Genomic DNA, 13371 nt, shown 5'->3' with positions numbered 1-13371 from the left:
TGAATCATGACATGTCCAGATTCAATTTGACCCGGGCCGGCTGGTGATTGACACTTCTGCCAATCGGTCCGATGCTAACAAGCAGGCCTGTGTGTAGACGCAGGCCCCAGGCCCCAACTTTTTTTAAGCCAGTCTGCCCGCGCGCTCCCGCAAGCACGCGGCCACGGCCCAGCCACCATGAACCCCAAGGCTCAGCTATTTGAATCCAGCGTCAAGGCGGTGGTTCTCGCCACGCCGGACGACATGCGCGAACGCATTCGCCGCAAAAGCAAACTCAAGGGCCGGCAGGCCGACGACGTGTCGATGGACGAGGTCCGCGCGCTGATTGGCTTGAAGCCAGTAGCCGGGCACAGGCGCGACCTGCTGATCGAGCATCTGCACAAACTCAATGATGCTTACCGCTGCCTGCACGACCGCCACCTGGTGGCGCTGGCAAAGGAGATGAACATTCCGATGGCGGAGGTCTATGAAGTCGCCACGTTCTATCACCACTTTGAAGTTGTCCGTGGCGATGAACGGGCACCCGGGCTGACGGTGCGCGTGTGTGATGGCCTGGCCTGCGAGCTGGCCGGAGCGCGGGATCTGCTGACGCGCCTGCCTGCGCTGCTGGGCAGCACCGATGTGCGTGTGATTGCCGCACCCTGCATAGGCCGTTGCGAGCAGGCGCCGGCGGTTGCCGTAGACCAGCGGGCCGTGCCTTTTGCCACGCCGGAGGCCGTAAAAACCGCCATTCATGAACAAAAATGGCCTGTGGCCTCCGTAATGCCTGCGCAACCAGCTATCAATTTTGTAGTGTCCGATTACGCGGAGAAATCATTGCCGGTTGAAACCAGCGGCGACGTGCCGGCTTATTCCGACTACGCGACCTACCGCAGCCATGGCGGTTATGCGCTGGCGGCAGCGCTTGTCAATGGCGAGGAAGAGGCCGAGAACGTCATCAAGGCGATGGAAGATTCGGGCCTGCGCGGCCTGGGTGGCGCGGGTTTTCCGGCAGGGCGCAAGTGGCGCATCGTGCGCGCACAGCCCGCCCCCCGCGTGATGGCCGTCAACATCGACGAGGGCGAACCTGGCACCTTTAAAGACCGCACTTACCTGGAGCGCGACCCGCACCGTTTCCTCGAAGGCCTGCTGGTGGCCGCGCAGGTGGTGGGTGTGGAGGCCTGCTATATCTACCTGCGTGACGAATACCACGACTGCCGCGCCGTCCTGCAAAAGGAGCTGGCTCGCCTGCAGGCCGACCCACCTTGCGAGTTGCCATTGATTGAGCTGCGGCGCGGTGCCGGCGCCTACATTTGCGGCGAAGAGTCGGCCATGATCGAGAGTATTGAAGGCAAACGCGGCGAACCGCGCATGCGTCCGCCGTATATCGCCGAGGTTGGTTTGTTTGGCCGGCCCACGCTGGAGCACAACTTCGAAACCCTTTACTGGGTGCGCGACATTGTGGAAAAAGGCCCTCAGTGGTTTGCCGGTTTTGGCCGCAACGGCCGCAAGGGCCTGCGCAGCTTCAGCGTCAGCGGGCGCGTGAAGCAACCCGGCGTCAAGCTGGCGCCGGCCGGCATCACGGTGCAGGAACTGATTGACGAGTATTGCGGCGGCATGGCGGAGGGCCACAAGCTTTACGCCTACCTGCCGGGCGGTGCATCGGGCGGCATTTTGCCGGCCAGCATGAACAATATCCCGCTTGATTTCGATACCTTGCAGCCCCATGGCTGTTTTATCGGCTCGGCGGCGGTCATGGTGCTTGGTGAGAAGGACCGGGCCCGCGATGCTGCCTTGAACATCATGCGTTTCTTCGAACACGAGAGCTGCGGCCAGTGTACGCCCTGCCGCGTTGGTACGGCCAAGGCAGCAAAGCTGATGCAGGCACCGGCCTGGGACGCGCAGACGCTGGAAGACCTGGCGCAGGTCATGGGCGATGCATCCATCTGCGGCCTCGGGCAAGCCGCGCCCAACCCCATTCGCAGCATCCAGAAATATTTTGCGGCGGAAGTTGGCGAGCCGCAGTACCTGGGCACATTGCCCTTGCCCGGTGAATCCGTGGGAACCGAGCATCGAATCAATGGAGAGGCCCCATGAACGCACCCGCCAAACTGATCGAAGTGCTGCCTCAGACCGTCGAATTCACGCTCGACGGAAAAACCGTCCACGCCTACGAAGGCGAGACCATTTTCAAGGCAGCGAAAAGACATGGTGTGGACATTCCCCACCTTTGCTACAAGGACGGTTACCGCCCCGACGGTAACTGCCGTGCCTGTGTGGTCGAGGTCAAGGGCGAACGCACGCTGGCGCCCAGCTGCTGCCGCAATGCAACGGCCGGCATGGAAGTGCAGGCCAACAGCGAACGCGCCCTGAAAAGCCAGAAGATGGTGCTGGAAATGCTGCTGTCCGACATGCCGGACACGGGCTACAAATGGGACGAGAAAGACGAATCACTGCAGCACGGTGAACTCAGCGACTGGGCTGCGCGCATGCATGTTGAGGTGCGACCCGAGCTGAAAGCCCTGCGCCGTGAACAGCCGAAGGCCGATGTCTCGCACCCCGCCATGGCCGTCAACCTCGATGCCTGCATCCAGTGCAAGCGCTGCGTGCGTGCCTGCCGTGAAGAACAGGTCAACGATGTGATCGGTTATGCCATGCGTGGCTCGCACAGCGAGATCGTGTTTGACCTGAACGACCCCATGGGCGACAGCACCTGCGTCGCCTGCGGTGAATGTGTGCAGGCCTGCCCGACCGGCGCCCTGATGCCCAAAACGCAGATCGGCTCGCAGCTGGTCGATAAAAAGGTGGATTCGGTGTGCCCCTTTTGCGGTGTCGGTTGCCTGATCACCTACAACGTCAAAGACAACGTGATCCTCAGCGTTGACGGACGCGACGGCCCGGCCAACCACAACCGCCTGTGCGTCAAGGGGCGTTTTGGTTTTGATTACGCGCACAGCCCGCAGCGTTTGACAAAACCGCTGATCCGGAAAGAAGGTGTCGGCAAGGACCCTGCCGCGCTTGAAAAACTCAACCGCAACACGGCAGACTGGTCAGAGGTTTTCCGTGAAGCCTCGTGGGAAGAGGCGCTGGCGCTGAGCGGTGACACACTCAGGGGCCTGCGCGACACCCATGGCAAAAAAGCACTGGCCGGTTTCGGTTCGGCCAAGGGCAGCAATGAAGAAGCCTACCTGTTCCAGAAACTGGTGCGCACCGGTTTTGGCTCCAACAACGTGGACCACTGCACACGTTTGTGCCACGCGTCCAGCGTGGCCGCATTGCTCGAAGGCGTGGGCTCTGGTGCCGTGAGCAACCAGGTCAATGACGTTGAGCATGCAGGCCTTATATTTGTCATCGGCTCCAATCCCACGGCCAACCACCCGGTGGCTGCGACGTGGATGAAAAACGCCGCCAAACGCGGCGCAAAAATCGTGCTGGCCGACCCGCGTATTACCGACATCGGCAAACACGCCTGGCGCACCCTGCAGTTCAAGGCAGACACCGATGTGGCCATGCTCAATGCGCTGATCCATACAGTGATAGAGGAGGACCTGACGGACCGCGAGTTCATCCGCGAGCGCGCCAGCAACTTTGAGGCACTGCGTGAAAACGTCAAGGCCTACAGCCCCGAGGCGATGGCGCCCATCTGCGGCATCCCGGCAGAAACGCTGCGCGAAGTGGCGCGTGAATTCGCTAAGGCCAAAGGCGCGATGATCCTCTGGGGCATGGGCATCAGCCAGCATGTGCACGGCACCGACAACGCGCGCTGCCTGATTGCATTGAGCACGGTCACCGGGCAAATCGGCAAACCCGGCTCCGGCCTGCACCCGCTGCGCGGCCAGAACAATGTGCAGGGCGCCAGCGATGCGGGCTTGATTCCCATGATGTTTCCCAACTACCAGCGTGTGGACAACAAGGGCGTGCACGCCTGGTTCGAGGATTTCTGGAAAACGCCGCTGGATGACAAACCTGGTTACACCGTGGTTGAAATCATGCACAAGGCACTGGCACCCGACAGCGACCCGCACAAGATTCGCGGCATGTATGTGATGGGCGAGAACCCCGCCATGAGCGACCCCGACCTGAACCACGCACGCCATGCGCTGGCCAGCCTGTCGCACCTGGTGGTGCAGGACATCTTCATGACCGAAACCGCCTGGCTCGCCGATGTGGTGTTGCCGGCAACGGCCTGGCCGGAGAAAACCGGCACCGTCAGCAATACCGATCGCATGGTGCAGATGGGCAAGCAGGCGGTTCAGGCCCCCGGCGACGCAAAGCCGGACTTGTGGATCATCCAGCAACTGGCCAAACGTATGGGACTGGATTGGAATTACGAAGGCGAGCATGCCGGCGTGGCGGCGGTCTACGAGGAAATGCGTCAGGCCATGCATGCGGTGATATCCGGCATCACCTGGGAGCGGCTGGAACGCGAATCCAGCGTCACCTACCCTTGCCTGGGTGCCGACGACCCGGGTGCCCCCACCGTTTTTATCGACCGTTTTGATACGCCCAATGGGCGTGTGAACCTGGTGCCTGCCGACATCATTCCCGCCAACGAGCGGCCCGATGCCGACTACCCGTTTGTGCTCATCACGGGGCGCCAGCTGGAGCACTGGCATACCGGCAGCATGACACGCCGTGCGGCAGTGCTGGACGCGATTGAACCGATGGCCACGGCCTCCATGTGCGGTGCGGACCTGGCCGCCTTTGGCCTTGCGGCGGGTGATGTCGTCACGGTGCAGTCGCGTCGCGGCAGTGTGGCGATTCATGTGCGGCGTGATGACGGCACGCCGCAGGGCGCGGTATTTATCCCGTTTGCCTATTACGAGGCGGCCGCCAACCTGATGACCAATGCCGCGCTGGACCCGTTCGGCAAGATCCCCGAGTTCAAGTATTGCGCGGTGGCGATACGGCGTGGCGGCCAGCCGGCGGCACTGCCGGGGTATGGCACAAACCCCTTGGAGATGATCCAGGGATAGACGGCTGAAAAAGCCGTACGAGAAACCATGGAGAGCCTGGGCATAAAGACCGCCGTACACTGCGGACATGCCCGACTTCCTGATGCAGTCCCCCGATACGGATGAGACCGTCCGCCGTCCCTGCCTGTCTGCGGCGGTCATCATGCGCCGTGAACACATCAACAACCCCTGGCAGCCCTGGCGCTGGGTGCTGGCCGATGTGGTGCCGAATGAGGAAGGGTTCGGCCATGAGCCGCGCCTGCTGTTCAAGGACGACACGGAGGAACGCTGGCTGCATCCAGGCTTCAATGTTGAGCTGTCCCTGGGCGATGCCGAAGGTTACTACCTGAATGTCACGACGCCGCAGCCCTGCTTCTGGGTGGTCTGGCGCATGGAGGAAGAGGCTGCGCTTGCCGGCGAGCCTATAGCCGTGCCGCAAATCGTGACCCTGAGTTACCACGACGCCGGGCGCTGGCTGGACGCTCAGGAAACCGTGGAGCAGGTGCGCGCGCCGCCTGATGTGCTGCAGTGGCTGCAGGAGTTTGTGGACAGGCACCATGTGCTGGAGGCCAAGCGCCGCCAGCGTCCGCAAAGTTTTAAATCCCTGCAGGACCGTTTTGGAAATCCCGCGCGGGTCAGCACTGGCAAACCGTCTGGCGGGCCCGGCCATGGCTGAGGAAAACAGGGACAAGGGATTTTTGGGCCGCTGGGCGCGCCGCAAGAACGACGCCCTGCAGGGCAAGCCGCTGGATGAACGGGTGGCCAGTTCGCCCGCTGCTGCCGTGCCGGCAACCGCCGCCGTCGCAGCCCCACCGGTCTATCCTGCAACAGTGGAGGCACCGCCCCTCACCGCGCCGGAGCCGCCAGCCCTGTCCCTTGAAGACGTGAAGCTGCTGACCAGGGATTCCGACTTCAAACCTTTCATGGCCAAAGGCGTTGATGCCAATGTGCGCAACGCAGCGATGAAAAAGCTGTTTTCCGACCCGCACTTCAATGTGATGGATGGCCTGGATATCTACATCGACGACTACTCCAGGTCCGAACCTATACCGCAAGCCATGTTGAGGCAGATGGTCAGTGCGAAGGCGCTGAAGCTTTTTGATGATGAGGACGATGCGGAAAAAAATGCGGCTGCCGCGCTTCCACGGGAAAGCGTGAATAACCCCACAGGCCAAACCGTGGCACAGTCCTATGAAAACCCGGACATAGCGCATCCGGACCTCGTCAGTTCCGAAAATTCCAGCCAACCCGAGTCATTGCCTGGCTCCGGCGCCAGCCAAGAAGACCATGCCGACACTGATTTGCGACTGCAACCAGACCATGCCGCTCCAGCCCAAGGCGCTGGGCGCGGCCCTCAATGAAAACCTGAGCCTGCATTCCGCGTTGTGCCGCCGCGAGGCCGGTGCTTTCCAGAAAGCCATACAGTCCGGCGACGATGTGGTGGTGGCCTGCACCCAGGAAAAGCGCCTGTTTGCCGAAGTCGGCGAGCAGACCGGAGGCGCCACTTCAGTCATCCGCTTTGTCAATATCCGTGAAAGCGGCGGCTGGAGCAAGGACGCCGGCAGCGCCATGCCCAAGATCGCGGCCTTGCTGGCTGCGGCCCATTTGCCCGATGCCGAACCCGTTTCAACCGTCACTTACAAAAGCGCGGGCCGCCTGCTGATTGTGGGGGCGCTGGACAAGGCTGAGGAGATGGCGGCACTGCTGGCCGACGCACTGGACGTAACGATTTTTGCGCAGGGTGTCTCAAGCACGGCGCAGGCCGCTTTCCCCCGGCAGGAGCGGCAATACCCGGTCATCGGCGGTGGTGATTTGAGCCTCAATGGCTGGCTGGGCGCTTTTGAGGCGAAGTGGACAAAAAACAATCCGATTGACCTCGACCTGTGTACCCGCTGCAATGCCTGCGTGGCGGTTTGCCCGGAAGGGGCGATTGACCTGAGCTACCAGGTTGACAACAACAAGTGCACATCGCACCGCGACTGCGTGGCGGTTTGCAAGGTGGCAGGTGCAATTGACTTCAACCGCGAGCCGCAGGCCGTCACAGAGGCCTTCGACCTGGTGCTGGACCTGGGCGCCCAGCCACTGATCGCACTGCATGCGCCGCCTCAGGGCTACTTTGCCCTGGACGTTTCGGCGGGCCTGGCTTCGCCCGGCCTGCTGGCTACCGTGGTCAAGCTGCGCGACATGGTGGGCGAGTTTGAAAAGCCCAAATTTTTTGCCTACAAACAAAAGCTCTGCGCCCACAGCCGCAACGAAACCGTCGGCTGCAATGCCTGTATAGACATCTGTTCGGCCAGCGCCATCAGCAGCGAGAAAAGCCGCCAGCAGATCGTCGTCAACCCCAACCTGTGTGTAGGCTGCGGCGCCTGCACCACGGTATGCCCCACGGGTGCGCTCACCTATGCCTACCCGCGTGCCAGCGAGCAGGGTGTGCGGCTCAAGACACTGCTTTCAACTTATGCCAAAGCTGGCGGTGCGCATGCAACGCTGCTGCTGCACAGCCAGACGGTCGGGCAGCAGGCGGTGGAGGCCCTTGGCCGTGCCGCCCGCTTGCAAAAGGACATGCAGGGTGTTCCCGCCAATGTGATTCCGCTGGCCTTGTGGCACACGGCCAGTGTGGGGCTGGACCTGTGGTTAAGCGCCATCGCCTTTGGCGCGGCGCAGGTCGCGGTGCTGGTCACGGACGAAGAGGCGCCGGCTTACCTTGAGGGCCTGGCCGGGCAGATGCGTGTGGCGCAGGCGTTGCTGAACGGCCTGGGGTATGCGGGCGTTCACTTTCACCTGGTGCAGACGCAAAACGCGAGCAGCCTGGATGCCAGCCTGCAGGCGCTGGCAAAAGCCCGGCCCGTGGTGCCCGCAAGCGCGGCGCGGTTTGCCGTGGCGCAGGAAAAACGCAGCACGCTGGACATGGCACTGGACCACCTGATAAGCCACGCACCTGCCGCCTTGCCGGAAGCGATTGAACTGCCGGCCGGCGGTTCGCCCTTTGGCAGCCTGCTGGTCAATGCCGACAGCTGCACACTTTGCCTGAGTTGCGTGAGCGCCTGTCCGGCCGCCGCGCTGCAGGACAACCCTGAGCGGCCGCAGCTCAAGTTCATAGAAAAAAACTGCGTGCAATGTGGCCTGTGCGCCACCACCTGCCCGGAAGACGCGATCACCCTGCAGCCGCGCCTGCTGCTCACGGCGCAGCGCAAGGAAGCACGGGTACTCAACGAAACCCAGCCCTACCAGTGCATACGCTGCAACAAACCGTTTGGCACACTGAAGGCGATCGAGTCCATGCTCGGCAAGCTGGCCGGCCACGCAATGTTCCAGGGCGCCGCCGCAGACCGCCTGAAGATGTGCGGAGACTGCCGCGTCATCGACATCTACTCCGCCGACAACGAACTCAAGATCACCGACATTCGCTAGGCCCGCCCCAAACATGATGCAAGCCCCAATCCTGACGCCCACACTTGACGAAGAAACCGCGCGGGCGGAAGTCTATGGCCTGCTGGCCGCACTGTATTACGCCGCGCCGTCGGTCGGGCTTCATGAAAACCTCAAGGTGGCCGTGACTGAAGCGCCAGCGCCGGGTGCACTGCTTGAAACCTCATGGGCCGAACTGGTGGCCGCTGCACGTGGACTGGATCTGGCAGATGTCGGGCGTGAATACGATGCCTTGTTTGGCGGCGTGGGCAAACCCGAGGTCTACCTTTTTGGCTCCCACTACCTCAGCGGTTTCCTCAACGAAAAACCGCTGGCGGCCTTGCGTACCGATATCGCCGCGCTGGGGCTTGCCCGCGATGAGGCCATGCCGGAGACCGAAGACCATGTGGCCTACCTGTGCGAAGTCATGCGTTACCTGATTGCCGGCGATGACGTCGCCATTGCCAACCTGACACGCCAGCGCGAGTTTTTTGCGCGCCATGTGCAGCCCTGGCTGCCGCTGATGTGCGAGGCCGTGATGCAGCACCCCAAGGCGCGGTTTTATCGCGCACTTGCCGCCTTTACGCAAGCCTTTATGAGCGTTGAGGCACAGGGCTTTGACATGCTGGCGTGATGGTGTGCCCGGGCTGCGTGGCTCAATTTGAGACATATCAACGCCCGGTAATGCCCTCCATCCAATAAGCACACCTATCGTTTTCCCTAGACGCAGGGCCGGACCAGCCACGGGTGATTGCGATACAGGCGTCAACAGCGTACAGTATGCAAAGAGTTGCATAGGGTGCAGCCGTCCCAGCCACGCTTCCTTGGAGACAACAATGCAGGAAAGCCAGCCAAAACCCTCACGCAGGGGTTTCTTTTTCGGTGCAGCCGCCACGGGCGCAGCCGCAGCAGCGGTGGCAGCCCTGCCGGGCATAACGGGTGCCCCCGTGCAGGAGGCCAGCCTTGAGGATGCCAAACCGGCGCCTGAAAAAGGCGGCGGTTACAGCCTCTCTGAACACGTCAAGCGCTATTACAAGACCACGCGTATCTGACCTGAACGCCTCCCGTTTTCATCCTCACGGAGAACTGCATGCTTCTCACGAAAAAGTCCCAGGGTATCCATACTGATCCGGCGCGCCGTGCGGGTTCTGCGCGCTTTGTGCAAAGCCTGTCGCGCGGCCTGTCCAGCGCGCTGCCGACCATGGACCGCCGCGCATTTTTGCGGCGCTCCGGGCTGGGTGTCGGTGTAGGCCTGGCGGCCACCCAATTGACACTGGTCAAGAAAGCCGGGGCGGCCTCGCCGGCGACGGGTGACGGCAGCGGAAAAATAGAAGTCAGGCGCACGGTGTGCTCCCACTGCTCGGTGGGTTGCGCTGTGGACGCCGTGGTCGAGAACGGCGTCTGGGTGCGCCAGGAGCCGGTGTTTGACTCGCCCATCAACCTGGGTGCGCATTGTGCCAAGGGCGCCGCGCTGCGTGAACACGGCCACGGGGAGTTCCGCCTGCGTTACCCGATGAAGCTGGTCAACGGCAAATACGAACGCATCAGCTGGGATACCGCGCTGAACGAGATCAGCGCCAAAATGCTGGAGTTGCGCAAGGCCAGCGGCCCGGATTCTGTCTACGTGGTCGGCTCGTCCAAACACAACAACGAGCAGGCTTACCTGCTGCGCAAGTGGATGAGCTTCTGGGGAAGCAACAACTGCGACCACCAGGCGCGGATCTGCCACTCGACCACGGTCGCGGGCGTGGCGAACACATGGGGCTACGGCGCCATGACCAATTCGTACAACGACATGCAAAACAGCAAGTGTGCGTTGTACATAGGCTCGAACGCGGCAGAGGCACACCCGGTCAGCATGCTGCATATGCTGCACGCCAAGGAAACCGGCTGCAAGATGATTGTGGTGGATCCGCGCTTCACACGCACCGCGGCCAAGGCCGACGAGTACGTGCGCATTCGCTCCGGCTCCGACATTCCTTTTCTCTTTGGTGTGCTGTACCACATCTTCAAGAACGGTTGGGAAGACAGCAAATACATCAATGACCGTGTCTACGGCATGGACAAGGTCAAGGCCGATGTGATGGCCAAGTGGACGCCGGACAAGGTGCTGGAAGCTTGCGGAGTGGACGAAGCCACCACGCTCAAGGTGGCCACCATGATGAGCCAGAACCGCCCCAGCACCATCGTCTGGTGCATGGGCCAGACCCAGCACACCACGGGCAATGCCATCGTCCGCGCTTCCTGCATCCTGCAACTGGCGCTGGGCAACGTGGGTGTGTCGGGTGGCGGCGCCAACATCTTCCGTGGCCACGACAACGTGCAGGGCGCGACTGACGTTGGCCCCAATCCCGACTCCCTGCCCGGTTATTACGGCCTGGCCGAAGGGTCGTGGAGGCACTTTGCCAAGACCTGGGGTGTGGACTTCGACTGGATCAAGGGCCGCTACGCTTCGGCCGCCATGATGGGCAAGCCCGGCATCACCGTGTCGCGCTGGATTGATGGCGTGATGGAGAAAAACGAACTCATTGATCAGGACTCCAACCTGCGCGCTGTCGTCTTCTGGGGCCATGCGCCCAACTCCCAGACCCGCGGCCTGGAGATGAAGCGGGCAATGGACAAGCTGGACCTGCTGGTGGTGATAGACCCTTATCCGTCGGCCACCGCGGCCATGGCTGCCATGCCAGGCAAGGCCGAAGACCTCAACGCTAACCGCGCGGTCTACCTGCTGCCGGCTGCCACCCAGTTTGAAACCAGCGGCTCCGTGACGGCGTCGAACCGCTCGCTGCAATGGCGCGAAAAAGTGATTGAACCTCTGTGGGAAAGCCGCAGTGACCACATGATCATGCACCAGCTGGCTGAAAAATTCGGCTTTGCCAAGGAGCTGTCGAAAAACTACAAGATGCAGAAGGTCAAGGGCATGGACGAGCCCGTGCCCGAAGACATCCTGCGCGAGATCAACAAGTGTATGTGGACCATAGGCTACACAGGGCAAAGCCCGGAGCGCCTGAAGGCCCACATGCGCAACATGCATTTGTTCGATGTAAAAACACTCAGGGCCAAGCCCGGCAAGGACAAGGAAACCGGTTACGACGTGACGGGGGATTATTTCGGCCTGCCGTGGCCATGCTGGGGCAATCCGGAGCTGAAACACCCGGGTTCACCCAACCTGTATGACACCTCCAAACACGTGATGGACGGTGGCGGCAATTTCCGCGCCAACTTCGGCGTGGAGAAAGACGGCGTCAACCTGCTGGCCGAAGACGGGTCTTATTCCAAGGGGGCTGATATCACCACTGGTTACCCCGAGTTTGATCATGTGCTGGTTAAAAAGCTGGGCTGGTGGGATGAACTGACCGATGCCGAAAAAACCGCGGCCGAAGGTAAAAACTGGAAGACCGATTCGTCGGGCGGCATGATTCGCATCATCATGAAAAACCATGGCTGCCACCCCTTTGGCAATGCCAAGGCACGCGCCGTGGTCTGGAATTTTCCGGATGCGATTCCGCAGCACCGCGAGCCGATTTACGGCATCCGTCCGGACCTGGTAGCCAAGTACCCAACGCATAACGACATCAAAACCTTCTGGCGCCTGCCCACGCTGTATAAAACCTTGCAGGATAAAAACGTGGCCGACAAGGTGGAGCTCAAATACCCGCTCATCCTGACCTCGGGCCGGCTGGTCGAATACGAGGGTGGCGGCGAGGAAACCCGCTCCAACCCCTGGCTGGCCGAGTTGCAGCAGGAAGCCTTTGTCGAGGTCAATCCCAAGACGGCCTCCGAGCGCGGCATCAGCAACGGCGGGCGCGTGTGGTTGAGCACGCCGACAGGCGCGCGCCTGAATGTGCAGGCCCTGGTGACCGAACGTGTGGGGGCCGACACCGTGTGGATGCCTTTCCATTTCTCCGGGCACTGGCAAGGCGCCGACATGCTGGCTTATTACCCCAACGGCGCGGCGCCCGTGGTGCGTGGTGAGGCCGTCAATACGGGGACGACTTACGGCTACGACAGCGTAACGATGATGCAGGAAACCAAGACAACCATCTGTAATCTAGAGAAAGCGTAGGAACATGGCCCCCACGCTTTTCACTTTGTGTAATACGCTGCCCCCCGAGGGGGCTGTACTTGCTTGGGGCGGCCCTGCGCTGCGTACGGAGAAAATATGGCAAGAATGAAATTTGTCTGTGACGCCGAGCGCTGCATCGAATGCAATGGCTGCGTCACCGCCTGCAAAAATGAAAACGAAGTCCCATGGGGCGTCAACCGCCGCCGCGTAGTCACGCTCAACGACGGTGTGCCCGGCGAAAAATCCATCTCGGTCGCCTGCATGCATTGCAGCGACGCGCCCTGCATGGCGGTCTGCCCGGTCAACTGTTTTTACCGTACCGACGAAGGTGTGGTCCTGCATGACAAGGATGTCTGCATAGGTTGCGGCTACTGCTCGTATGCCTGCCCTTTTGGCGCGCCGCAGTTTCCGGCACAAGGCACTTTCGGCGTGCGCGGCAAGATGGACAAATGCACCTTCTGCGCCGGCGGCCCCGAAGTCAATGGCAGCCAGGCCGAGTTTGAAAAATACGGCCGCAACCGGCTGGCCGAAGGCAAGTTGCCGGCCTGCGCCGAGATGTGTTCGACCAAGGCGCTGCTGGCCGGTGACGGCGACGTGGTGGCGGATATTTTCCGCAACCGCGTGGTGCAGCGTGGCAAGGGCGCCGAGGTCTGGGGCTGGGGGACGGCCTACGGCTCCCGGCAAGCGGGCCAGCCACCTGCAGGAGCCAAATCATGAAACGCCTGAACCTTCTGATTCCTGCGCTGGTGATTGTTGCCGGTCTGTCTGCCTGCGGCGAAAAGCCGCAAACCCTGAGCGGCACCAAAAACGATGTCCCGGCTTACATGGGCACGAACAACGGCTTTTCGGTGCCCGGCTGGAAAGCCGGCGACAAAAACAGCTGGGAGCAGGGCCTCAAGGTGCGCATGCAAAACAGCCAGAACGAATACAACAAGCTGAATACGGATAAATAGTAGCCGGAGG

The 13371-nt window shown here is 61.7% G+C and carries 10 protein-coding genes; all 10 read left to right on the top strand.

Translation table 11 applies throughout. The features are described 5' to 3' along the window. The first annotated feature begins 243 nt into the window (after positions 1-243). The 10 genes from ACFQND_RS26130 (at position 244) to ACFQND_RS26085 (ending at position 13361) form a co-directional block, all read left to right on the top strand. Complete coding sequence (locus tag ACFQND_RS26130) at positions 244-2076, top strand: NADH-ubiquinone oxidoreductase-F iron-sulfur binding region domain-containing protein (RefSeq protein WP_371435052.1); 1833 nt, start codon at positions 244-246, stop codon at positions 2074-2076. Continuing rightward, a complete protein-coding gene (gene fdhF / locus ACFQND_RS26125) occupies positions 2073-4955 on the top strand; it encodes a formate dehydrogenase subunit alpha (protein WP_371435002.1) in 2883 nt (960 codons plus the stop codon). Before ACFQND_RS26130 ends, fdhF begins: the two co-directional genes overlap by 4 nt. Before the next feature lie 67 nt (positions 4956-5022). Beyond that, the gene (locus ACFQND_RS26120) at positions 5023-5610 is read left to right on the top strand and encodes a DUF3305 domain-containing protein (protein ID WP_371435003.1); all 588 of its coding nucleotides are present in this window, start codon (positions 5023-5025) and stop codon (positions 5608-5610) included. Next, the gene (locus ACFQND_RS26115) at positions 5603-6295 is read left to right on the top strand and encodes a DUF3306 domain-containing protein (protein WP_371435004.1); all 693 of its coding nucleotides are present in this window, start codon (positions 5603-5605) and stop codon (positions 6293-6295) included. Before ACFQND_RS26120 ends, ACFQND_RS26115 begins: the two co-directional genes overlap by 8 nt. After that, a complete protein-coding gene (locus ACFQND_RS26110) occupies positions 6222-8345 on the top strand; it encodes a 4Fe-4S binding protein (protein WP_371435005.1) in 2124 nt (707 codons plus the stop codon). Before ACFQND_RS26115 ends, ACFQND_RS26110 begins: the two co-directional genes overlap by 74 nt. Before the next feature lie 13 nt (positions 8346-8358). Next, entirely contained in the window at positions 8359-8976 is a 618-nt protein-coding gene (locus tag ACFQND_RS26105) for a TorD/DmsD family molecular chaperone (RefSeq protein WP_371435006.1), read from the top strand. A gap of 202 nt (positions 8977-9178) precedes the next feature. Next, entirely contained in the window at positions 9179-9394 is a 216-nt protein-coding gene (locus tag ACFQND_RS26100; RefSeq protein WP_371435007.1) for a formate dehydrogenase, read from the top strand. A 38-nt stretch (positions 9395-9432) separates the two neighbouring features. Continuing rightward, positions 9433-12408, top strand: coding sequence for a formate dehydrogenase subunit alpha (locus tag ACFQND_RS26095; protein ID WP_371435008.1), 2976 nt, complete (start codon positions 9433-9435; stop codon positions 12406-12408). A gap of 96 nt (positions 12409-12504) precedes the next feature. Next, a complete protein-coding gene (gene fdh3B, locus ACFQND_RS26090) occupies positions 12505-13125 on the top strand; it encodes a formate dehydrogenase FDH3 subunit beta (RefSeq protein ID WP_371435009.1) in 621 nt (206 codons plus the stop codon). Continuing rightward, positions 13122-13361, top strand: coding sequence for a hypothetical protein (locus ACFQND_RS26085; RefSeq protein ID WP_371435010.1), 240 nt, complete (start codon positions 13122-13124; stop codon positions 13359-13361). The genes fdh3B and ACFQND_RS26085 overlap by 4 nt, the downstream gene beginning before the upstream one ends. Positions 13362-13371 lie beyond the last annotated feature (10 nt).

Origin of the sequence: Polaromonas aquatica, assembly GCF_042659145.1 — a bacterium.
Classification (GTDB): domain Bacteria; phylum Pseudomonadota; class Gammaproteobacteria; order Burkholderiales; family Burkholderiaceae_C; genus Polaromonas; species Polaromonas aquatica.
This window is presented reverse-complemented; position numbering and strand designations above follow the sequence as displayed.